Below are 21096 nucleotides of genomic sequence, written 5' to 3' on the forward strand. Positions count from 1 at the left end.
AGCCCGCGACGGGGATGATCCGGTCGTCGTCCCGGCCGACAACCGGGTCATCCGATCGGCTGATGCGCGGTCGTCCGGCCCGGCTGACGCTGGTGTCGGACCGGAAGGGAGCGAGCATGGAGACCATGACGGCCGATTCCGACGCGCGGTGGCTCGCCGCGGTCATGCACTCGGCGTTCGTGCTGCTGGTGCTCGCTTCGGCGGTCCGGTTCCTGACGCGCCACGACGGGAACCCGCTCCAGCCCTGGGTGATCGTGTTCACCGTGGCGCTCGTCCTCGCGTACGGCGCGGGCCTGGTCTTCCGGCCGGGCACGCTGCTCTGGCTGACCGTCGTCCTGGCGTTCTGGATCGTCCTGGTGGTACTCGCCCCCAGCTTCGCCTGGTCGGCCATCCCCCTGCTGGTCACCGGCCTGCGCACGCTGCCGACCGGGCAGGCCCTCGCCCTGGTGGCCGTGATCACGGCGCTGGTGGTCGTCTCGCAGAACCGGCTGGCCGACGGCTTCGACCCGAACCTCACCATCGTGCCGATCGCCATCGCCGCGGTCACCGCCGCCGTCATCACCTTCATGCGGCGGCAGGCCGAACGGCTGCGCGAGTCCGAGCGCCGCGCGGGCGTGCTGGCCGAGCGGCACCGCGTGGCCCGGGAGCTCCACGACGCTCTCGCGCAGGGCCTGTCCAGCCAGGCGATGCTGCTGCAGGCCGCCGACCAGGCCTGGGACCAGCCCGGACTGGCCCGCGAACACGTGCGCGCCGCGCAGCGCGTCGGCGCCGGGAACCTGGCGGAGGCACGCCGGCTCGTCCAGGACCTCGCGCCCGCCGACCTCGCCGGTGCCACGCTCGAAGAGGCGTTGCGCGCCGTGGCCGGCCGGGCCGGGCTGCCGGTCGACGTCCGCATCGACGGCGACGAGCGGCCGCTGCCGGAGCGCGTCCAGTCCACTGTGGTCCGGATCGCCCAGGGCGCGCTGGCCAACGCACGCGAGCACGCCGAGGCCGCCGATGTCGTCGTCACCCTCACCTACCTCGACGACCAGGTCGTGCTGGACGTCGCCGACAACGGGCGGGGGTTCGTCGAGCGGGCACCCGAAGGCGACCGGGGGCACGGACTGCCTGCGATGCGGGTCCGGGCTCAGCAGCTTGGTGGCAGGCTGACCGTGGAGTCCGCCCCCGGCCAAGGCACCGTGATCTCGGCCGCGATCCCGCTGGAGGCCTGGTGAGCATTCGCGTACTGGTGTGCGACGACCACGCCGTCGTCCGCGCCGGGCTGCGCGCCCTGCTGTCCGGGGCGGACGGCATCGAGGTCGTCGCCGAGGCGGCCGGCGGCGAGGAAGCCGTCGCGACCGCCGCCGCCGTGCACCCTGACGTCGTCCTGATGGACATCCAGCTCGGCGACGGCATCGACGGGATCGAAGCGACGCGGCGGATCCGGAGCACCCCCAGTGCGCCCCGGATCCTCGTCCTCACGACTTACGACACCGACGCGGACGTCAGCCGCGCGATCGCCGCCGGTGCCACCGGCTACCTGCTGAAAGCCGGCTCGGCCACCGAGCTGTACGCGGCGATCGAAGCGGCCGCGGCCGGGCGCACCGCGGTCTCCCCGCCGGTCGCCGACCGGATGATGGCCCAGCTGCGCGCCCCGCGGCCCACGCTCACCGGCCGTGAACTCGACATCCTCCGCCAGCTCGCCCAGGGTCTGGGCAACAAGGAGATCGCCCGCACGCTGTTCATCAGCGAGGCGACGGTGAAGACCCACCTGAGCCGGATCTACGCGAAGCTTGAGGTGGACACGCGATCCGGTGCCGTCGCGGTGGCCAAGGAACAGCGGCTCCTGGACTAGGCATTGTCCAAAATGGACAGATGTTCGCCCGAAAGTTCCAGGGTGAACGCCGGCACGATCGACTCGTAGTGTTCCCAGGTCCGCGGGCCGATCAGCGGGATCACACCCTTGTGCAGCAGCCACGCCAGCGCCACCTGGTTGCCGGACGCGCCCAGCGACGACGCCACCTTCGCCACCGCGGCCAGCCGTGCCTCGGAGTCCGGGCCCGCGTACGCGCGCCAGATCGGCGTGGACTCGCGGTAGGCCGCGTCGTCGTAGATCCCGCGCAGCAGCGAGGAATACGCCGCCAGGGAGACGTCCGGGTGCTGGGACAGCCAGTCCAGCAGCTCGCCGCCCGCGATCGAGGGCACGTCGGCGCCGGTCGGGCGCAGGTACGAATGCTGGACCTGGACCGCCACCGGGGACGCCCAGCCGTTGGCCGCGGCCAGGGAACGGATGCGCTCCAGGCGCCACGTGCGGACGTTGCTCCAGCCGGTGTACCGGACCTTGCCCGACCGGACCAGTCCGTCCAAAGCGGACAGTGTCTCCTCCAGCGGTTCGCGGCGGAGGTCGACGTGGACGTAGTACAGGTCGATGTGGTCGGTTCCCAGGCGCCGCAGGCTTTCCTCGACCTCGCGCCGGATCACCGCGGCACTCGCGCCTTCGTAGGTGCGCTCCCTCGCCTCCCAGTCCGTCGTGCCGTCCGGGCGGGAAGCGGCGCGGGCCGCGGGGAAGTCCGTGATGCCCGCGGCCACCTTCGTCGCCAGGAAGACGCGGTTGCGGCGGCCGCGCAACAACCGTCCCAACATCGTTTCGCTTTCGCCGCCGATGAACGACGGGCCCGCCCACCACGCATAGCAGTTCGCCGTGTCCAGGAAGTCGCCGCCCGCGTCGAGGTACGCGTCCAGGATGCGGGCCGACGTCGGCTCGTCGGTCGACGTGCCCATCGTCATGCAGCCGAGGGACACCTGGCTCACCCGCCGGCCGGTCCGGCCCAGTTCCACCTTCTTCATGCTCACGAACTTAAAGCCGGATCGGTCCGGTACTACAGTCCAATGACGTGGGCGGATCACAGACCAATTGGGGCGTCCTGCTGGAGCTGAGCGGGCCGGGGCCGAAGCACGACCAGCTCGCGCGGGCCCTGCGCCGGGCGATCCGCGGGCTCGAAGACGGCGTCGCCGTGCCACCGAGCCGGCAGCTCGCCGCCGACCTCGGGTGCTCGCGGTGGGTCGTCACGCAGGCCTACGCCCAGCTCGTCGCCGAGGGCTACCTCGCCGGGCGCACCGGATCGGCCACGCGCGTGCGCCGCGTCGCGCGCGAACCGCAGCCGAAAGCTCCGGCGCGGCCGGAAGCCCCACCGCGGTACGACCTCGCCCCCGGGCTGCCCGACCTGCGGCACTTCCCCCGGCAGCGGTGGGCGGACGCCGTGCGCGGGGTGCTCACCACCGCGTCGCACGCCGACTTCGGGCTCCCTGATCGAGCGGGTCACCCGCGGCTGCGCGGGACCCTCGCCGGCTACCTGCGGCGGGTCCGCGGCGCCGAAACGGACGACGTCGTGGTCTGCGACAGCGTCACCGACGGCGTGACCCGCCTTTGCCGCGTCCTGCTCGAAAGAGGTGTCACGCGACTGGCCGTCGAGGACCCCGGCTGGACGCGGTTGCGGCGCGCGGCCGCCGCGACCGGGATGGCGATCGATCCGGTGCCGGTCGACGGAGAAGGCATCGACGTCAGCCGGATCCCGCGCGGGACGCGGGCCGTGCTCGTCACGCCGGCGCACCAGTTCCCCACCGGCGTCGTCCTCTCGCCCCGGCGGCGCACCGAACTTCTTGCCTGGGCGCGGGACGTCGACGGACTGATCCTCGAAGACGACTACGACGCCGAATTCCGGTACGACCGGCGGCCCGTCGGCACCGTCCAGGGCACCGATCCGGGCCGGGTCGCGCTCTTCGGATCCGTCAGCAAGACGCTCAGCCCGGCGCTCGGGCTCGGCTGGGCCGCACTCCCTCCACAGTGGACTCTGCCGGGGCACGCGCCGCCCGTCGTCGACCAGCTCGCGCTCGCGGCGTTCGTCGAAAACGGCGGCTACGACCGTCATCTCCGGGCCGCGCGGCTGCGGTACCGCGCCCGGCGCGACCGGCTCGTCGAGGCGCTCGGACCCGCGCGGCTCTCCGGCGTGGCGGCCGGGCTGCACCTCGTCCTGCACCTCGACCGGGACGCGGCCGAAGTGACGAAGAGAGCACGTGCTCGCGGCGTCAAAGTGGCCGCTCTCGACAACTACCGGGAAGCGCCCGGCGAGCCCGCGCTCGTCCTCGGCTACGGCAACCTGGCCGACAACGCTGTCGGTGACGCCGTCCGGTTACTGCGCGAAGCGGCCGGTTGAGGTCTTCTCAAACGCCCATCGAGGTGGAAAGCTGCTGACCGAACCGAGGGCCTGACCAAAGGTCCGCTTCTGACAACGTTGTCATCTCTGGGAGGTGCGCCCATGTGGTCGCAGAGCAGACGGCTGGCCGCCGCGGTGGCCGCGGGGGTGGTGGTCGTCGGCCTGGCGCCCGCCGTGGCGCAGGCCGCGCCCGCCCCGGCGGATCCGGTGAGCCTGGTCAACCCCTTCGTCGGCACGCAGAACTTCGGCAACACGTTCCCCGGCGCGAGCGCGCCGTTCGGAATGGTGCAGGTCAGCCCGGACACCGGCGGTCAGGGCGGCTACGACTACCTGCAGAACGCGATCTACGGCTTCAGCCAGACGCACCTGTCCGGCGTCGGCTGCGGCGTGATGGGCGAACTGCCGATCATGCCGACCACCGGCGCCGTCGACAACGTTGACAAAGACGCCTACAAGTCCGAGTACAGCCACGACGACGAACACGCCGAGCCCGGCTACTACCGCGTCGGCCTCAAGAAGTACGGCGTGAACGCCGAGCTGACGGCGACCGCGCGCACCGGCTGGCAGCGCTACACCTTCCCCTCGACCGGGCAGGCGAACGTCCTGTTCAACACCGGCCAGGCCAACCAGTCGGTGAAGGACTCCGAGATCCACGTCGTCGGCGACCGGACCCTCGAAGGCCGCGTGCGCGCCGGCGGGTTCTGCGCCGGGCACGACGAGCACACCGTCTACTTCACGGCCACCTTCGACCGGCCGTTCAGCTCCTACGGCACCTGGCGCGGCTCGACGCGCACCGACGGCAGCCGCGACGCCGCGGGCACCGGCGGCAACGGCGCCTGGGCGAGCTTCGACGCCACCACCGACCACGACGTCGTCCTCAAGGTCGGCCTGTCCTACACCGGTCTCGACGGCGCGCGGAAGAACCTGGCCGCGGAAACGAAGGACTACGACTTCGACGCCACCCGCGCGGCGCTGCACCAGCAGTGGGCCGACAAGCTCGGCGCGATCAAGATCGGCGGCGGCACCACCGAGCGGCAGACGGCGTTCTACACCGCGCTCTACCACTCGCAGCTGCACCCGAACCTGGCCGGCGACACCGACGGCGCGTACACCGGCTTCGACGGCAAGGTGCACACGGCCGCCGGGTACACGCCGTACCAGAACTTCTCGCTCTGGGACACCTACCGCCCGCAGAACCAGCTCCTCGAAATGCTCGAACCGCAGGTCGCGCGCGATGTCGCGCTGTCGGTCGTCGCCATCGGCCGTGATGGCGGGTGGCTGCCGCGCTGGGCGCTGGCCGAGAGCGAAACCAACATCATGACCGGTGACCCCGTGACGCCGTTCCTCGTCGAGGCGTGGTCGAAGGGGCTGCTCGCCGGGCACGAAGAAGAGGCGTACGCGCTGCTCAAGAAGAACGCGACGAGCACGCCGCCCGCCGATTCGCCGTACAACGGCCGCTCCGGCGTCAACTACTACAACGACCGCGGGTACATCCCGAGCGGGCTCACCCTGGGCAAGGACTGCGCGGCCAAGGGCGGGGACAACGACTGCGAGCACCCGGCGTCGGCGACCATGGAGTACTCGGCGGCCGACGCCGCGCTTGCGTTGATGGCCCGCGGTCTGAACCACCAGGCCGACGCGCGGATGTTCGCCGACCGCGGCCAGTGGTACAAGAATCTGTGGGACTCCTCGACGCAGGCGTTCCGCCCGCGCACGACCGAGGGCACGTTCCTCACGCCGTACAACCCGGTCGACGCCGACCACCAGTTCCACGAGGGCGGCGCCTACCAGTACCAGTGGCTCGTGCCGCAGGACCCGGCCGGGCTCGTGTCGCTGATGGGCGGCAAGAAGCCGACCGAGAAGCGGCTCGACTCCTTCTTCGCCTACGACAAGCTGCTCACCGACCCGGCCGGCACCGCGCGCAACGACTGGATCTCCAGCCCCTACGACTACTACGGCAAGCCGACGTACAACCCGAACAACGAGCCCGACCTGCTCGCGCCGTACATGTACAACTGGGTGGGGACGCCGTCGAAGACCGCGACCGTCGTCCGCGCGGCGATGACGTTGTTCACCACCGGCCCGGACGGCATGACCGGCAACGACGACCTCGGCACGATGTCCGCCTGGTACGTCTTCTCGTCGCTCGGGCTGTACCCGACGATGAGCGGCGCGAACTTCCTCGCCGTGTCGAGCCCGCAGTTCGAGTCGGCGACCGTCCGGATCGGACAGTACGGGCGTTCGCAGGGCGGCACGCTGACCGTGAACGCGCCGGGGGCTTCGGACGCGAACCGGTACGTCCAGAGCGTGTCGCTCAACGGCCGGGACGTCCGGCAGACGTCGCTGGATTGGTCCGCGCTTTCGCACGGCGGTGTGTTGAGCCACAAGCTCGGGTCGAAGCCGTCCTCGTGGGGGACGTCCGCCAACGCCGAGCCGCCGTCGGTGAACAACGCCGTGGGTGACCTGCGACGGCACGTCGACGCGTCGCTGCGGCAGACGTCCGTGGTGATCCCGGCCGGCGGGGCGCAGCAGGTGCACCTCGACCTGGACGTCCTCGCGCAGAACCCGCTGCTGCAGCCGGTGACCGTGTCGGCGACCGTACCTTCGGGATGGAAGGCCAAGGTCCAGCCGATCGACGTGATCTGGTCGGGACGGCTGCCGGTGCAGAAGACGGTGCCGATCACGGTGACTGTCCCTGCCGGGGCGGCCGCCGGGATGTATCCGGTGCAGGTCAAGGTGTCCGGGCTGGGCACGAACAGCGTTTCCCGGTCGGCGACGATCGAGGTGCGGACACCGTCGGCGTGCGTCTCATCCGGCACGCAGTGCGCGGTCGACCTGGGCCGCGACTACAACCACGACGGCACGGCGACGGTCACGGCGTCTTCGGAGGGCAACTTCGACGGAGGCGGCTGGAGCTACGACGCATCGCTGCTGCCGGCGGCCGGCCCGGTGACCTGGGACGGCGTCACTTACGCAGCTCCGGACGCCACGGGCACGGCGGCGAACTTCGTCGAGGCGCGGGGGCAGTCCCTGCTGCTCCCGGCGGGCGCGCACAGTTCGCTGCGGCTCGTCGGGTCGTCGCACAACGGGCCGGTGTCGACGACGCTGACCGCGCACTACACCGACGGCACCAGCGCCGACCTGGCCGTGACGTTCGCGGACTGGGCGGGGTCGGGGTCGTCGGTGGTGCTGGACATGCCGCACCGCATCAAGGCGGGCAGCGGCGTCGACGGACCGCCGGTCCGGCTGTTCGGCATCCCGGCGGCGCTCGACGGCGGTAAGACGCTGCAGTCGGTGAGCCTGCCGAACGACCCGCGGGTCGAGATCTACGCGCTCACCCTGGCGTGATGGTCCGGTTCGCCGGGTCCGACCCGGCGAACCGCTCCACCAGGCCAGGGAGACTGTCAGTAGTCGTTCGTCACCCCGCGCATCTTGTTAATTAACATGCGAACTAGCATGTCAACTAACATGGTGGCCCGGAGCGACGGAGCGGACGATGCAGGACGAAGAACTCGCCGAGATCGTCGACAACCTTCGCGCGCTCGGCAGTGACGTCACTGATGTCGAGGTCAAGCGAGCGGAGGGCGGTCTGCCCCGGTCGGCTCGTGAGTCGCTGGTGGCGTTCTCCAACACGCGGGGAGGCACGCTGATCCTCGGCCTCGACGAGCAGGCAGGCTTCGCGCCCACTGGCTTGTCCGACCCGACGAAGATGTCGTCGGATCTGGCGGACATGTGCACCGCGGAGATCGAGCCTTCGCTACGTCCGCACATCGGCATCCACGAGTTCGAGGGCACTCGGATTCTCGTGGCCGAAATCCCGGAACTGGCATCGAACCGCAAGCCCTGCTTCAGCCGGGGCGCCGGCATGAGTCAGGGCAGCTTCGTCCGAGTCGGCGACGGTGATCGAAAGCTCACCAGCTACGAGGTGCAGCTCCTGCTGGCGAACCGAGGCCAGCCACACGAAGACGAGGCTCCCGTTCCCGGTACCGGGCTCGCCGACTTGGACCCGGCCCTCGTCGAAGCCCTCCTGACCCGCCTCCGCACCCGCCGTCCCTACGCGTTCAACGAGCTCGACGACATCGCCGCCCTGCGTAGGGCGAAAGTCCTGGTCAACGGCACGAACGACACTGTCGTCGTGAGCGTCGGCGGACTGCTCGCGCTCGGCCGGTATCCGCAGGAGCACCTCCCGCAGTTGATGCTCACCTTCGTCAACTACCCGACCCCGGACGGCGCCGACCTCACGACCGGAGAGCGGTTCGTCGACAACATGGTGGCGGAAGGACCGATACCGGTGATCGTCCGCGACGCGCTCATCGCGGTGCGAAAGAACATGACGCGGCGGTCGGTGGTGCACGGAGCAGGCCGCGCGGACATCTGGCAGTACCCCGAAGCAGCCCTCCGGGAAGCCATCGTGAATGCGCTCGTCCACCGCGACCTCTCACCGGACGCGCGCGGTACCCAGGTACAGGTCGAGATGTATCCCGACAGGTTGACCATCCGGAATCCCGGCGGCCTCTTCGGCCCCGTGACCGAGGAACAGCTCGGCGAAGAGGGCGTCTCATCCGCGAGGAACGCGAGCCTCCTGCGAATCCTCGAAGACGTGCCGCTGCCCGGAGGCACGCACGCGATTTGCGAGAACCGCGGCTCGGGTATCCGGACCATGATCAACGCTCTCCGGGCCGCGCGGATGAGCCTGCCTGCGTTCAAGAGCCGGGTGAGCACCTTCACCGTCACGTTCCCCAACCACACCTTGCTGGGGGACGAGACCGTCGAGTGGATCAATTCCCTGGGGGAACACGGACTCTCCGAGAGCCAGTGCGTCGGACTCGCGATCCTGCGCGAAGGCGGGCATCTCGACAATCAGGCCTACCGGACGGAAACCCGCGTCGACTCCCGCGTGGCGACTCATGAACTGCGTGACCTCCTCGCGCGCGAACTGGTGGTGCAGAACGGCAACCGTCGCTGGACGAGATACCGGCTCGCCCCCGCACTCCTCCCCGACTCCGGGACGACCGCCGGCTCCGCTCGGAAGCGAGCAGACCGCCGGGGCGAAATCTTGGCCGCCCTCGGCGATGGTGAGAGGTCGAGGCTCGAGTTGGCGATGGCAACCGGCCTGACAGACCAGACGGTCACCAGGTGGTTGCGCATCCTGCGGAGCGAAGGCGTGGTGGAGACAACCGAAGCGAACGTGCGAAACCCGGCGACTCGGTATCGCCGGACAGGGCAGATCGCGCTCGGCGAATAGTCGGCGATCACCGCGTCCCGGCGAACCGCTCCACCAGGTCAGGGAAGCCGAACACCGTGATCCGCGCGATGCCGCCCTTGCCGAGGGTCAGGACCGCCAGCCCGAACGGCTCGCCGCGGTACCAGGTCGCCGCCGCCAGCTGGCCGTTCGCTCGGGTCGGGGTCATGTGCCACTCGCCCGGCTCGCCCATCACGTGGCGCAAGAATGCGACGCACGTCCGCTTCCCCGCGAACCACGATCGCGACGGCAGCGGCTCGATCACCGCCTCGTCGCGCAGGACGCTCTCCAGGGCCGCCAGGTCGGAGTTCATGAACGCGCTCATGTAGCGGTCGAGGAGTTCGCGCTGCTCGGGCTCGGTGAGGGGGTTGACCTCCGGAGCGTCGTGGAGGGTGGCGCGGGCGCGCTGCAGCGTGCTCTTCACCGCCGCGACGCTCGTGCCCAGCATCTCCGCGACCTCGGCCGCCGGGAACGCGAGCACCTCTCGCAGGATCAGCACCGCGCGCTGCCGCGGTGGGAGCAGCTGCAGCCCGGCGATCAACGCGAGCCGTACTCCGTCGCGGGCCACGGCGATCTCTGCCGGGTCGTCCTCGTCGGACGTGATCAGGGAGTCGGGGATCGGCCGGGGCCAGACGTCGGCGGGTTCGGCCGGGACGGGCGGGGCATCCGGATCGGCCGCGGGCCCACCCAGCCCGGACGGCATCGGCCGGCGTCCCCGCTGCTCCAGCGCGGTGAGGCAGGCGTTCGTCGCGATCCGGTAGAGCCAGGAGCGGACGGAGGCCCGGCCTTCGAAGCGGTCGTACGCCCGCCACGCGCGGAGGTAGGTCTCCTGGACGACGTCCTCGGCCTCGTCGGGGGTGCCGAGCATGCGGTAGCAGTGGGCCAGCAGCTCACGCCGGTAGGTCTCGAAATCCACGGTCACACTCTTGCTGACCACCGGCGGCGGCAAAAGGAATCGGTCAGGCCCGGACTTCGGGCGACTGCGGTGGCCGGTCGAGCCGGCGGAACTCGACCCACTGGCGGCTGGCGTCCGACCAGGTCGCCTGGTGCTGGTCGAAGAACTCCTGGAGCCGGTGGCGGCTCAGCTCGGCGGTCGGTGTCGCGACGATGTAGTAGTCCATGTCGTCGCGCAGCCGGTTGAAGCGGTAACGCGTCTCCTCCATGAGCACCCAACGCGACCGCCAGCTGAAGAAGGTCTCGAGGCCGCCGAGCACCGTGACCAGCGCGACCATCGGCAGGGCGATCGACGCCCGCGCCGGGATCTCCTGGATGCCGAGCACCACCGTCGACGCCGCGGTGAGCACGAGCACGGCGATGCGCACCACCGACGCATTGCGGCGGAACCGGCTCTTCCGGATGTTGCACCAGTCCATGTCGGCCGAGACGAGGTCGCGGAAGCCGAGCAGGGTGTCACGCAATGGCCGGTCCGCTTCGCGACCGGCGACTTCGAGGTACCCGCGCTCGGAATCGAGGGCACGGCCGGGAGCCGGGCGTTTGAACGACATCGGGCCAGGTTCTCGGACCCACCGCCCCCGCGGCAAGCGTCAGGCGACGATGCGGGGCTCGGAAGCCAGCCTCGACAGCGCCTGCGTCAGCCGCCGGGCGGCGGCCTCCCACTCCTCCAGCGCACTTCCCCGGCCCAGCGCCGCCGTCCTCAACGACCGGCGCAGCTCCGGGTCCGCGTACCACCGGTGCAACGCGTCAGCCAGCGAAAACGGGTCGTCCGGCTCCACCAGCAAGCCCGGCATCTCGCCGTCGGCGTCCACGCCGAGCGCGTCGTACACCCCGCCCACCTCGGTGGCCAGCACCGGGATCCCGCGGGCCAGCGCCTGCGCCACGAACATGCCGGACGTCGCCGCGCGGGACGGGATCACCAGCAAGTCCGCCGCGTTGTACGCCGCGCCCAGGTCGACCGCGTCACCGGCCAGGGTGATCCGGCCACCGAGGCCGAGGCGCTCGATGGACCACCCGAGCTCGTCGACGTACCCGCGGTCTGCCTCCAGCGAACCGACCATCACGCACGACAGTGCCAGGTGGTCGACTTCGCCGAGGGCCTGGACCAGCACGTCCTGGCCGTTGCGGCGGGTCACGTCGCCGACGCACAGCAGCCGCGACACGCCGTCCGCGCCCGCGGCAAGTGGGGCCGCGTCCGTGCCCGGCTTGGCCACGTACACGCGGGCCGGGTCCAGGTCGTGGCGGTCGATCAGCAGCCGGGCCAGCCACGGGCTCGTCGCGACGACCATCCCGGCCATCCGCAGCGTCTCGCGCTCGCACGCGTCCAGCTCCGCCGCGTGCGCCGGGTCGAGGCCGGGCTCGTCGGCCAGGGCCTGGTGCACCAGCACCGCCAGCCGCAGCCGCCGCGCGTGCGGGACGACGATCTCGGGCACGCCCGAGGCGATCACGCCGTCGAGCAGCACCACCGTCCGGTCCGGCAGCGCGGCCAGGGATCTGGCCAGGCGACGTCTCGACGTCGCGTCCGGCTCCGGCCACTCGCCGGCGAGCGGCAGCTCCAGCACCGGCTGCCCGACAGCGGGCAGGTTCTGGCACATGCGCTTGTCGTACGTGTCGCTCCCCGGCGGCGCGGCCGGGAGGATGAACACCATCGGGTCGGCGGGCCTCATCGCGAGCGCCGGAGCAGGGCGGCGGAAAGGGACACGGCTACCTCCAGCGCGGTCGACGACGATGACGCCTCATCTGTCACACGCGGCCGGGAGCGAGTCGGTTCAGCTCTGGACGTCAATCATCCAAACGCCGTTGACCTGGACCATCGTGAAGGTGTCGTTCTCGGCCTTGCCACCGTCGTAGAGGACGGTCGCGGTCACCTTGCTGGGGCCGACCTCCTTGACGCTGGTCGCCTGCACCGACTTGTACCGCGACCAGAAGCTCCGGTACGACTCGTACGTCTGGTGCCGGGTCGCCTTGAAGTTGGCGGTGAGCAGCTTCCACGCCTCCGCCGGGTTGCCCGGCAGCAGCGCGTAGTAGTCCCTGAGGGCCTGGTCAGCGGTCTTGGTCGACGACACCGGCGAGACGGGCGTCGACGTGGGCGGCGGCGTGGTCGTCGGTGCCGAAGTGGGCGCCGGCGAAGGTGACGCCGACGACGGAGGTGTCACGGACGCTGAACTCTCCGGCTGCGACGCGGCCGGCGGTGCCGCGTTGTCCTGCGGCGGATTCTGCCGCACGACCAGCAGGATCGCGACGACGACCGCGACGCACAGCAGCGCCGCGCCCGCCCCGACGGCGATCATGCCCTTGCGCGCGCCCGGCGACACCGCGGCGACCTCACCGGGCGGCGGCACGGCGACCGTGGCCGGCACGGTCGGCACGGCTGCCACCGGGGTGGCCTCGGTCTCCGGCAGCGTCTCCGCGAGCACCGACTCGCCCGGCTCCGCGTCCGTCAGCAGCGCGCGCAGCTCGCGCTCGACCTCGTCCATCGACGGCCGGTCGGCCGGGTCGGTGGCGAGCATCCGCTCCAGCAGCGGAGTCAGCCGCTCCGCCTTGGCCGGCGGCTCGATCTCGCCGCTGGACGCCTTGTAGAGCAAGGCGATCGGGTTGTCCGCCGTGCCGTACGGCGGCTGCCCCTCGACGGCCGCGTACAGCGTGGCGCCGAGGGAGAAGACGTCGGCGGCGAAGTCGGCGTCCTCGCCGCGGGCCACCTCGGGCGCGAGGTACGCCGGCGTGCCGGCGATCTCGCCGGTGGCCGTCAGCTTGACGTCACCGATCGCGCGGGAGATGCCGAAGTCGGTGATCTTCGCCGTGCCGTCGTCGGAGACGAGGATGTTGGCCGGCTTCACGTCGCGGTGCACGATCCCCGCGCGGTGCGCGCCGGCCAGCGCCGAGCTGATCTGCGCGCCGATGCGGATGGCGTCGTCGACGGCGACGGGCTCGTCCTGGATCAGGACGGCGAAACTCTTCGACGGCAGGTACTCCATGATCAACCACGGCCGGTCCTCCTCCTCGAGGACGGCGAACACGGTGATCGCGTGGGAATGCTGCAACCGGGCGGCGATCCGCGCCTCGCGCATCGCGCGGTTCTTCGCCTCTTCGGTGCGGTGCTCGTCGTGGTCGTGCGGCAGCAGGAGTTCCTTGATCGCCACGGTGCGGCCGAGCATTTCGTCCTGGGCCCGCCACACCGTGCCCATCGCGCCGCCGCCGATCGGCTCGAGCAGCCGGTACCGATCGCGGATCCGGCGACTTTCCACGAGCATCCACCATTCTTGACAAAGTGTGCCGACGAGATCCGGCCAGCATGCCAGGATCATCGGCCGGCCGGTACCAACGTAACCGAAAACCTCGGACGGACAGCGCAATCGAGCGTTGTGGCGCTGCCCACCGTGTACCCGCAAATCCTAACGAACAACCCCATGTGCCCGATCAAGTGCGTCCACGATCTCCTTGCGCAGCCCGGCACCGACGGCGATCGTCGACGACGAACCCACGGTGTGCTCACTGCCGTCGCGGTCCACGACGACCCCGCCGGCCTCGCGCACGAGCAGCACACCGGCCATGGTGTCCCACGGGTTGTTGGACAGGATCAGTGCGGCGTCGAGCTTTCCGTCCGCCACCCAGGCGAGGTCGATGGCCGCGGTGCCGAGCATCCGGATCTTCTGGGCCCGCGCGCCGAGGTCCGACAGCAGCCGCAGGCGCGCCGCGTTCTTCTCTTCCGCCAACCGGCCTATCGCGAAGTCGCCGACGGCGATCATGGCGTCCGACAGCTCCGTCGCGACGGACGCGCAGACGCGCTCCCCGTTCGCGAAAGCACCTTCTCCACGCGCCGCGGTGTAGGTGACGCCGAGGTACGGCAGGGCGATCGCGGCGACCGTGCTGTGCTCGCCGTCCACCAGCGCCAGGGAAATCCCGCAGAGCGGAATTCCGCGGGCGAAGTTCGCGGTGCCGTCGATCGGGTCGAGCGCCCACCAGCGGCCGCCACCGTCGCCACTGCGGCCGCGCTCCTCGCCGAGGACGCCGATCTCCGGCGTCTCGGCCGTGAGGAACTCCCGCAGCGCGTCCTCGACCGCCGTGTCGACGTCGGTCACCAGGTCGCGATCACCTTTTGCGGAAACGGAAAAAGTCGGGCGCGACCGGACGATCTCCGTCGCCTTCGCCACGGCTTCGCGCGCGACGTCGAGTAGTGCGGCATGCTCGCTCATGACTCCAACCTAGTGAAGGGACGTGCTGATGACCGACCTGTTCCCGCTCGCCACCAGCGTCGACGAGCAGCAGCGGGGCGCGGGGGTCGCGGTGCTGCCGATCGGCAGCTTCGAGCAGCACGGCGCGCACCTGCCCCTGGCGACCGACACGGTCATCGCGGCGACGCTCGCGAAAGCCGTCGCCGATGCCTACCCCGTGCTCCACCTGCCGCCGATCACGATCTCGTGCTCCCACGAGCACGCGGCGTGGGCCGGCACCGTGAGCATCTCCGCCCGCACGCTGCACGCCGTGGTCACCGACGTCGCCGCCTCGCTGAGCGCGTCCGGCGTCGGCCAGCTCGTGCTGGTCAACGGGCACGGCGGCAACTACGTACTGTCCAATGTGGTCCAGGAATCCGCCGGCGCGATGGCGCTGTTCCCCGGCGTCGCGGACTGGCAGGCCGCGCACACGGCGGCCGGGCTGCGCACGTCGCTGGACGACGACATGCACGCCGGGGAGCTGGAGACGTCGATCCTGCTGCACGCGCACCCGCACCTGGTGCGGCCCGGCCACGAGACGGCCGACCACGTCACCGACCGGGAGCACCTGCTGACGCTGGGCCTGCGGGCGTACACGGAGTCGGGGGTGGTCGGCCGTCCGTCGCTGGCGAGCGCGGCGAAGGGACACGTCGTGCTGGACACGCTCGTCCGGCGTTTCGCCGGTGTGCTCGAGGTGTTAGGCGCCTGAGAACGCCTGCCCCAGGTGCGGCAGCAGGTGGTCCATCCGCTCGGCCTTCGTGCGGAGGTACCGCAGGCTCTCCGGGTTCGGCGGAACCAGCAGCGGAACCTGCTCGCTGATCCGGATTCCGTAGCGGGTGAGCTGTTCGACCTTCTGCGGGTTGTTCGACAGCAGCCGCACCGACCGGACCCCCAGGTCCTGCAGGATGCCGGCCGCCGCGTGGTAGTCGCGGGCGTCGACCGGCAGGCCGAGCGCCACGTTCGCGTCGACCGTGTCGAGCCCCTCGTCCTGCAGCCGCATCGCCTTGAGCTTCGCGAGCAGGCCGATCCCGCGGCCCTCGTGGCCCTGGACGTAGACCAGCACGCCCGAGCCCTCTTCGACGATCCGGTCCAGCGCCGCCGCCAGCTGCTCACCGCATTCGCAGTGCGTCGAGCCGAAGACGTCCCCGGTGAGGCATTCGCTGTGCACGCGGGTCAGGGTGCCGAGCTCGGCGATCTCGCCGAACACCAGCGCGACCTGCTCGATGCCGGTGCGGTCGAGGTAGCCGACCGCGCGGAACGTCCCGTGCCGGGTCGGCAGCCGGGTGTCGACCACCCGCTCGACCACGGGCCGGTGCGGCAGGTCCCCGATCACGTCGCTTGCGGTCATGACTTCAACTCCACTTCCGATTCGATCCCGGTGTCCGCCGCGGTGCGCGGAGCAGGCAGGACACCGGTGTGCGGAGCGCGGGTCACGCGGAACCCGGCGACGCTCCGGACGAGCAGGACACCGGCGCCGGGCAGGCTCGCGACGAGCGTGAGCACGCCGTAGACCACAGCGACGGTGACACCTTGGGCGGCTCCCAGGCCGGCCGCGCCGAAGAGCAGGGCGCAGACGCCCTCGCGCGGGCCGAAGCCGCCGACGTTGAGCGGGAGACCCATCGCGAGCAGCGCGAGGATCATCAGCGGCACGAGCTGCCCCACCGGCGCGTCGACCCCGGCGACGCGGGCGGCGACGACGAACAGCGCCAGGTGCCCGGCCAGCGTCGCGACCGACAGGAAGCCCACGCCGGGCCAGGTCTCGCGGGTGAACAGGCCCAGCCGCAGGTCGGCGAGGGTGACGGCGAAGCCGCGACGCCACTTCGACCCGCTGTGGATCCAGCGCCCGCCGAAGAGGCGGCCGGTGACGAGCGCGCCGACGGCGGCCAGCACGACGACCACCCCGGTGATCGTCACGACCTCGCGGAACGCGCCGGGCACGACGTCCGGCGACACGAGCACGACGGTGACCGCGGACGCGATCAGCACGAGCTGGCCGGCGGTGCGCTCCAGGACGACGGCACGCACGCCGCGCGGCACGTCGCCCGAGTCGCGGCCGTGCTGCACCGCGCGGTGGACGTCGCCGAGGACGCCCGCGGGCAGCACGCCGTTGAGGAACAGCGCGCGGTAGTAGTCGCCGACCGCGGTGCGCAGCGAAAGCCGCAGGCCGAGCCGGGTGGCGACGAGCTGCCAGCGCCCCGCGCTGAACAGCGTCGTCGCGAAGCCGATGACCAGGGCGGCGAGCACGCCGGGCGTGCTGATCCGGCCGAGGCCGTCGAGGAAGGCGTCGCTGCCGAGCTGCCAGACGAGGACACCGAGGATGGCGAAGGCGCCGAGGATCCGCAGCCAGGCCAGCGCGCGCTTCACGCCGCCACCTCCAGGCTCGGCGGCAGGACCAGCAGGTCGCCGTGGTGGATCACCGCGTGCAGCTCGCCGGCGTCGGCCATCTCGAGCCGCCGTTGCAGGTAGACGTCGGCGGCCGGGCGCAGCTCCCACAGCTGCTCGACGGCCGCGCCGACCCACCCTTCGAGCCACTGCCGCTGCAGTTCGGCCTGGTCGGGGCCGAGCCGCCAGGCGCTCTCGGCGCGCACGACCCTGGCACCGAGCCTGCCGAACGCGGTCGCGGCGACGTCCACCGCGGTGGGGCCGAGCAGCCGCCGGCCCCCGGTGAGCCGGCGCTGGTGGGCGTTGAACGCTGCGGAGAGGGCGGCGTCGAGCGGGTCGGCAGGCGACAGTTCCACCCGGCCGGTGACCGAGAGCATCAGCAGCGCCGCGCAGCCCGCTTCGACGATCGCCCTGGCCAGCGCCGTGACCTCGGCTTCGGTGAGCAGGTCGAGCAGCGCGGACGCGGTGACCAGCGATGTCCCGGCGAGGTCGGCGGCGCGCAGCGCGGTGACGTCGCGCTGTTCGGCGACCACGTCGACCGGGCTGCCGTCCAGCGCGGTGGACGGCAGCGAGGTGCGGGCGCGGGTGAGCAGCTCCGCGTCCTCGTCGTGCAGGATCCAGCGCTGGGTGCCGGGCAGCCGGGCGGCCAGCCAGCGGCCGAGCGAGCCGGTGCCGCAGCCGAGGTCGCGGATGACGAGCTCGTCTTCCGGGAGGTGCTCGCGCAGCGTGTCGACGAGTTCGGTGGCGCGGGCCGCGGCGTCGGCGGGCTCCCGCAGGTACAGCCAGTCCGGCGCGAACGCGGTCATGCCGCCGCCTCCTGCCGCTGCAGGACTTCGGCGATCCGGCGGGCCGTGTCGTCCCAGCTGGTCAGGGTCTCGCGGCGCAGCTGCGCCGAGGCGCGCAGCCGCGTCCGCAGCTCGGGCTCGGTGAGCCAGCGGCGCAGGGCGGCGCCGAGCGCTTCGACGTCGTCGCCGGGGACGAGCATCCCCGGGACCGAGCCGTCCGGCGCGACGCCGACGGTGTCGGGCAGCGCGTCGACGTCGGTGGTCAGCACCGGCACGCCGCGGGCGAGGGCCTCGGTGACGACCATGCCGAACGTCTCGCCGCGCGAGGGCAGCACGAGCAGGTCGGCGGAGTGGTAGGTGGCGGCCAGCGCCGCGCCGGTGCGGGGACCGGTGAGGGTGAAGCGGGCGCCGAGCCGGTGCTCGCGCAGCCGCTCGACGTACTTCGTCTCGCGCCGGATCCCGCCGACGCACTCGCACGTCCAGCGCAGGTCGGCGACGGTTTCGAGGGCCTGGGCGAGCACGCCCTGGCCCTTGCGCGGGGTCACGTTGGCCACGCAGACCAAGCGCGACATGCCGTCGGTGCCGATGGCCGGCGGGGCCGGGTCGACGCCGGGGGGCACGGCGTGCACGCGGTGCGGAGCGAGCCCGTGGTGGCTCACCAGCCGGCGCGCGGCCCACTCGCTGGTCGCGATGACCGAGCTCGCGGCCCGCAGCGTCTCGCGCTCGAGCGCGTCGAGCTCGGCGGCCAGCGCGGGCGGCAGGCCGGTCTCGTCGGCCAGCGGCAGGTGCACCAGCACCGAGAGCGAGAGCCGGCGCGCCTGCGGGACGACGACCTCGGGCACGCCGCAGGCGACCAGGCCGTCGAGGAGCACCGCGGACCCGGTGGGCAGCGCGGAGAGCAGGTGGCCGAGGACCGCGCGGGCCTCGGTGTCCGGGCGCGGCCAGCTGCCGGAGACGGCGATCTCGTGGACGTCGAGGCCGGCCTCGGTGAGCCGGTCGCACAGCCGGCGGTCGTAGGTGTTGCCGCCGCTCGGGACGGACGCGTCGTCGACGTCCCCGGGGAGGACCACGTACAAGCTGTTCACAGCGCACGCTCGTAACTCGCCCAGGCGACGTGCGATTCCTTCAGCGAGACGGCGATGCCTTCGAGGCCACGCGCGCCTTCGCCGAGGCGTCCGGCGTGGACGGCGTCGGCGAGGCGGTCGGCGATGACCTTCGCGAGGTACTCGGTGGAGGTGTTGATGCCCTTGAACACCGGCTCGTCGTCGAGGTTGCGGTAGTTCAGGTCGCTCAGCACCGCCCCGAGCTCTTCCGTGGCCTTGCCGATGTCGACGACGATGTTGTCCTCGTCGAGGTCGGTCCGGCGGAAGGTGGCATCCACCACGAAGGTCGCGCCGTGCAGGCGTTGCGCGGGTCCGAAGACTTCCCCGCGGAAGCTGTGGGCGACCATCACGTGGTCACGGACGGTGATGCTGAACACCAAGACCTCCGATGCGTTCGGGTGGACGTGGTCACTGCGGCTGATACATGACACGGAGGCAGAGGGCGGAAAGTTCATTCGCAGCGAGCCGGGGTAGCACCGACGGAAGATCTTCAAACATGCACTCGCCGCTGACCAGCGCTTCGAACGCCGGATCGGCCAGCAGCCCGAGGGCGAGCCCGAGCCGCTGGGCGTAGTCGCGGTCGGGCCGGGCGACCGTCCCGACCTGGCTGGCGCGGATCGTCAGCCGCCGCGAGTGGAAGTTCTCGCCGAGCGGCACGCTCACCCGGCGGTCGCCGTACCAGGACAGCTCGACGACCTCGCCTTCCGGCGCGAGGAGCTCCAGGGCCTTGGCGAGGCCGGCTTCGCTGGCGCTCGCGTGCACGACGAGGTCGCAGTCGCCGTTGGCTTCTTCGGGAGTCGAGAAGTCGACGCCGAGGGCCTTCGCGACGTCGGCTTTGCCGGGATCGACGTCGATCAGCTGGACGCGGGTGGCCGGGAAGCCCTGAAGCAGCTTCGCGACACTGCAGCCGACCATGCCGGCGCCGATCACGGCGATCCGGTCACCGAGCTTCGGCTTCGCGTCCCAGACGGCGTTGACCGCGGTCTCGACCGTGCCGGCGAGGATCGCGCGGCCGGGCGGGACGTCGTCCGGCACGGGCGTCACGGCGCTCGCGGGGACGACGTACGCGGTCTGGTGCGGGTAGAGGCAGAAGACGGTCTTGCCTCTGAGGTCGGCCGGGCCCTGCTCGACGACGCCGACGTTGAGGTAGCCGTACTTGACCGGCCCGGGGAACTCGCCCTCCTGGAACGGCGCGCGCATGACGTCGTGCTGGCTCGCCGGGACACCGCCGCGGAAGACCAGGGTTTCGGTGCCGCGGGAGACGCCGGAGAAGAGCGTGCGGACGAGGACTTCGCCGTGTTCCGGCTCACGAAGCGTCACGGTCCGGAGGGCGCCTTCGTCGGGGCTTTGAACCCAGAAAGCCTGTTCCACGTGTTCTCCCTTGCAGGCGACCGGAGGCTGGTGTCGCCGCCACCTTATGAGCACCCGTGCCGATTCGCGGAGTAAAAGATGATCAAGAACGGACTTCTCCTACGCTCGGCGGTCCCGGTGTGGGCGCTCGCCGCCGGGGCCGGTTTCCTCTCCCCGCTCGCCTGGGCGACCGGGACCGTGTACGGCCTCGCGCTGGTACTGCTGACGGGCTGGGGCCTGCGGCAGAGCGGCCGCGGGAAGTTCGGCCCGGCGGACTGGATCACGTTTTCCCGCGCGGTCCTGGTCGGCGGCGCGGCCGAGCTGATCGCCGACGGCGGGCACCCGCTCTGGCTGCTGGTCGGGCTGGTCGCGGTGGCACTGGCGATGGACGGTTTCGACGGCCAGGTCGCCCGCCGCACGGGCACGGCGTCGGAGTTCGGCGCGCGGTTCGACATGGAGGTCGACGCGTTCCTGATCCTGCTGCTGTGCATCCAGGTGTCCCGCACGCTCGGGCTGTGGGTGCTGGCGATCGGCCTGATGCGCTACGCGTTCGTGGCTGCTTCCTGGGCGATGCCGTGGCTGACGGCGCCGCTGTACCCGAGCATGGCCCGCAAGACGGTGGCCGCGGTGCAGGGCGTGGTCCTGGTGGTCGCGGTGTCCGGCCTGCTGCCTTCGGCGCTGGCTTTCGCCTTCGTGGTGGCGGCGCTGGCGTCGCTGGTGTGGTCGTTCGGCCGCGACACGGTGTGGCTGGCCCGCCACCGCGTGCCGACGTCCGAGCCGGCCCGGATCGTGGAGATCACCCGCGCGACGCTCCGGCGCCCGCACGGTCCCGCGGCTTGGCGAGGCCACAACCAGGCAGCTTGACCGCACCGGGCC

19 protein-coding genes are annotated in these 21096 nt (G+C 71.5%); 7 read left to right on the top strand and 12 right to left on the bottom strand.

Going from position 1 to position 21096, the window contains the following annotated elements; all coding sequences use genetic code 11:
• Window positions 1-116: 116 nt before the first annotated feature.
• Both QSK39_RS06400 and QSK39_RS06405 read left to right on the top strand, forming a co-directional pair.
• A complete protein-coding gene (locus tag QSK39_RS06400; RefSeq protein ID WP_285476711.1) occupies window positions 117-1214 on the top strand; it encodes a sensor histidine kinase in 1098 nt (365 codons plus the stop codon).
• Complete coding sequence (locus tag QSK39_RS06405; RefSeq protein WP_285476712.1) at window positions 1211-1834, top strand: response regulator; 624 nt, start codon at window positions 1211-1213, stop codon at window positions 1832-1834. The genes QSK39_RS06400 and QSK39_RS06405 overlap by 4 nt, the downstream gene beginning before the upstream one ends.
• On the opposite strand, the gene QSK39_RS06410 is transcribed toward QSK39_RS06405, so the two are convergent.
• The gene (locus QSK39_RS06410; protein ID WP_285476713.1) at window positions 1831-2826 is read right to left on the bottom strand and encodes an aldo/keto reductase; all 996 of its coding nucleotides are present in this window, start codon (window positions 2824-2826) and stop codon (window positions 1831-1833) included. The genes QSK39_RS06405 and QSK39_RS06410 overlap by 4 nt on opposite strands.
• 47 nt (window positions 2827-2873) lie before the next feature.
• Here QSK39_RS06410 and pdxR point away from each other — a divergent pair, with 47 nt between their 5' ends.
• The 3 genes from pdxR (at window position 2874) to QSK39_RS06425 (ending at window position 9438) form a co-directional block, all read left to right on the top strand.
• Complete coding sequence (gene pdxR, locus QSK39_RS06415) at window positions 2874-4193, top strand: MocR-like pyridoxine biosynthesis transcription factor PdxR (RefSeq protein ID WP_285476714.1); 1320 nt, start codon at window positions 2874-2876, stop codon at window positions 4191-4193.
• Window positions 4194-4295: 102 nt separating this feature from the next.
• Window positions 4296-7541 carry a GH92 family glycosyl hydrolase gene (locus QSK39_RS06420; RefSeq protein ID WP_285476715.1) on the top strand — a complete coding sequence of 1082 codons (3246 nt, stop codon included), beginning with the start codon at window positions 4296-4298 and terminating at the stop codon, window positions 7539-7541.
• 148 nt (window positions 7542-7689) lie between these two features.
• Window positions 7690-9438, top strand: coding sequence for an ATP-binding protein (locus tag QSK39_RS06425; RefSeq protein WP_285476716.1), 1749 nt, complete (start codon window positions 7690-7692; stop codon window positions 9436-9438).
• A 7-nt stretch (window positions 9439-9445) separates the two neighbouring features.
• Here the strand turns inward: QSK39_RS06425 and QSK39_RS06430 are convergent, their stop codons facing one another.
• The 5 genes from QSK39_RS06430 to QSK39_RS06450 all read right to left on the bottom strand — a co-directional run bounded on the left by QSK39_RS06430 (window position 9446) and on the right by QSK39_RS06450 (window position 14582).
• Window positions 9446-10351: an RNA polymerase subunit sigma-70 gene (locus QSK39_RS06430; RefSeq protein ID WP_285476717.1), complete on the bottom strand. Its 906-nt coding sequence runs from the start codon at window positions 10349-10351 to the stop codon at window positions 9446-9448.
• Window positions 10352-10394: 43 nt separating this feature from the next.
• Complete coding sequence (locus QSK39_RS06435; protein ID WP_285476718.1) at window positions 10395-10940, bottom strand: SLATT domain-containing protein; 546 nt, start codon at window positions 10938-10940, stop codon at window positions 10395-10397.
• 39 nt (window positions 10941-10979) lie between these two features.
• Entirely contained in the window at window positions 10980-12038 is a 1059-nt protein-coding gene (locus QSK39_RS06440; protein WP_285477947.1) for a glycosyltransferase, read from the bottom strand.
• A 120-nt stretch (window positions 12039-12158) separates the two neighbouring features.
• Window positions 12159-13640 carry a serine/threonine-protein kinase gene (locus tag QSK39_RS06445; RefSeq protein ID WP_285476719.1) on the bottom strand — a complete coding sequence of 494 codons (1482 nt, stop codon included), beginning with the start codon at window positions 13638-13640 and terminating at the stop codon, window positions 12159-12161.
• Between the two features lie 141 nt (window positions 13641-13781).
• Window positions 13782-14582, bottom strand: a complete 801-nt coding sequence (locus tag QSK39_RS06450; RefSeq protein WP_285476720.1) for an inositol monophosphatase family protein — start codon at window positions 14580-14582, stop codon at window positions 13782-13784.
• A gap of 28 nt (window positions 14583-14610) precedes the next feature.
• Between QSK39_RS06450 and QSK39_RS06455 the strand changes: the two genes are divergently transcribed.
• Window positions 14611-15309: a creatininase family protein gene (locus QSK39_RS06455; protein ID WP_285476721.1), complete on the top strand. Its 699-nt coding sequence runs from the start codon at window positions 14611-14613 to the stop codon at window positions 15307-15309.
• Here the strand turns inward: QSK39_RS06455 and ribA are convergent.
• From ribA to QSK39_RS06485, 6 genes are read right to left on the bottom strand one after another with little or no spacing between them, the layout of a single operon-like run.
• Window positions 15298-15948 (bottom strand): GTP cyclohydrolase II, encoded by a 651-nt coding sequence (gene ribA, locus QSK39_RS06460; RefSeq protein WP_285476722.1) that lies wholly within the window; start codon window positions 15946-15948, stop codon window positions 15298-15300. The two genes, QSK39_RS06455 and ribA, sit on opposite strands and share 12 nt — an antisense overlap.
• Window positions 15945-16964 carry a lysylphosphatidylglycerol synthase transmembrane domain-containing protein gene (locus QSK39_RS06465; protein ID WP_285476723.1) on the bottom strand — a complete coding sequence of 340 codons (1020 nt, stop codon included), beginning with the start codon at window positions 16962-16964 and terminating at the stop codon, window positions 15945-15947. Before QSK39_RS06465 ends, ribA begins: the two co-directional genes overlap by 4 nt.
• Window positions 16961-17788 (bottom strand): methyltransferase domain-containing protein, encoded by an 828-nt coding sequence (locus QSK39_RS06470; protein ID WP_285476724.1) that lies wholly within the window; start codon window positions 17786-17788, stop codon window positions 16961-16963. The genes QSK39_RS06465 and QSK39_RS06470 overlap by 4 nt, the downstream gene beginning before the upstream one ends.
• Window positions 17785-18852: a glycosyltransferase family 4 protein gene (locus tag QSK39_RS06475; RefSeq protein ID WP_285476725.1), complete on the bottom strand. Its 1068-nt coding sequence runs from the start codon at window positions 18850-18852 to the stop codon at window positions 17785-17787. The genes QSK39_RS06470 and QSK39_RS06475 overlap by 4 nt, the downstream gene beginning before the upstream one ends.
• Window positions 18849-19247: a 6-pyruvoyl trahydropterin synthase family protein gene (locus tag QSK39_RS06480; RefSeq protein WP_284742883.1), complete on the bottom strand. Its 399-nt coding sequence runs from the start codon at window positions 19245-19247 to the stop codon at window positions 18849-18851. Before QSK39_RS06480 ends, QSK39_RS06475 begins: the two co-directional genes overlap by 4 nt.
• Before the next feature lie 31 nt (window positions 19248-19278).
• Entirely contained in the window at window positions 19279-20241 is a 963-nt protein-coding gene (locus QSK39_RS06485; protein WP_285476726.1) for a zinc-dependent alcohol dehydrogenase, read from the bottom strand.
• Window positions 20242-20319: 78 nt separating this feature from the next.
• Between QSK39_RS06485 and QSK39_RS06490 the strand changes: the two genes are divergently transcribed.
• Window positions 20320-21084 (top strand): CDP-alcohol phosphatidyltransferase family protein, encoded by a 765-nt coding sequence (locus tag QSK39_RS06490; protein ID WP_285476727.1) that lies wholly within the window; start codon window positions 20320-20322, stop codon window positions 21082-21084.
• Window positions 21085-21096 lie beyond the last annotated feature (12 nt).

Origin of the sequence: Amycolatopsis sp. NBRC 101858 (genome assembly GCF_030269325.1) — a bacterium.
GTDB lineage: Bacteria > Actinomycetota > Actinomycetes > Mycobacteriales > Pseudonocardiaceae > Amycolatopsis > Amycolatopsis ponsaeliensis.

Coding starts and splice junctions, on each gene's coding strand:
- QSK39_RS06400 (WP_285476711.1), top strand. CDS start 117: ATGGAGACCATGACGGCCGATTCCGACGCGCGGTGGCTCGCCGCGGTC.
- QSK39_RS06410 (WP_285476713.1), bottom strand. CDS start 2,826: ATGAAGAAGGTGGAACTGGGCCGGACCGGCCGGCGGGTGAGCCAGGTG.
- QSK39_RS06420 (WP_285476715.1), top strand. CDS start 4,296: ATGTGGTCGCAGAGCAGACGGCTGGCCGCCGCGGTGGCCGCGGGGGTG.
- QSK39_RS06425 (WP_285476716.1), top strand. CDS start 7,690: ATGCAGGACGAAGAACTCGCCGAGATCGTCGACAACCTTCGCGCGCTC.
- QSK39_RS06435 (WP_285476718.1), bottom strand. CDS start 10,940: ATGTCGTTCAAACGCCCGGCTCCCGGCCGTGCCCTCGATTCCGAGCGC.
- QSK39_RS06440 (WP_285477947.1), bottom strand. CDS start 12,038: ATGGTGTTCATCCTCCCGGCCGCGCCGCCGGGGAGCGACACGTACGAC.
- QSK39_RS06445 (WP_285476719.1), bottom strand. CDS start 13,640: ATGCTCGTGGAAAGTCGCCGGATCCGCGATCGGTACCGGCTGCTCGAG.
- QSK39_RS06450 (WP_285476720.1), bottom strand. CDS start 14,582: ATGAGCGAGCATGCCGCACTACTCGACGTCGCGCGCGAAGCCGTGGCG.
- QSK39_RS06455 (WP_285476721.1), top strand. CDS start 14,611: ATGACCGACCTGTTCCCGCTCGCCACCAGCGTCGACGAGCAGCAGCGG.
- ribA (WP_285476722.1), bottom strand. CDS start 15,948: ATGACCGCAAGCGACGTGATCGGGGACCTGCCGCACCGGCCCGTGGTC.
- QSK39_RS06470 (WP_285476724.1), bottom strand. CDS start 17,788: ATGACCGCGTTCGCGCCGGACTGGCTGTACCTGCGGGAGCCCGCCGAC.
- QSK39_RS06490 (WP_285476727.1), top strand. CDS start 20,320: ATGATCAAGAACGGACTTCTCCTACGCTCGGCGGTCCCGGTGTGGGCG.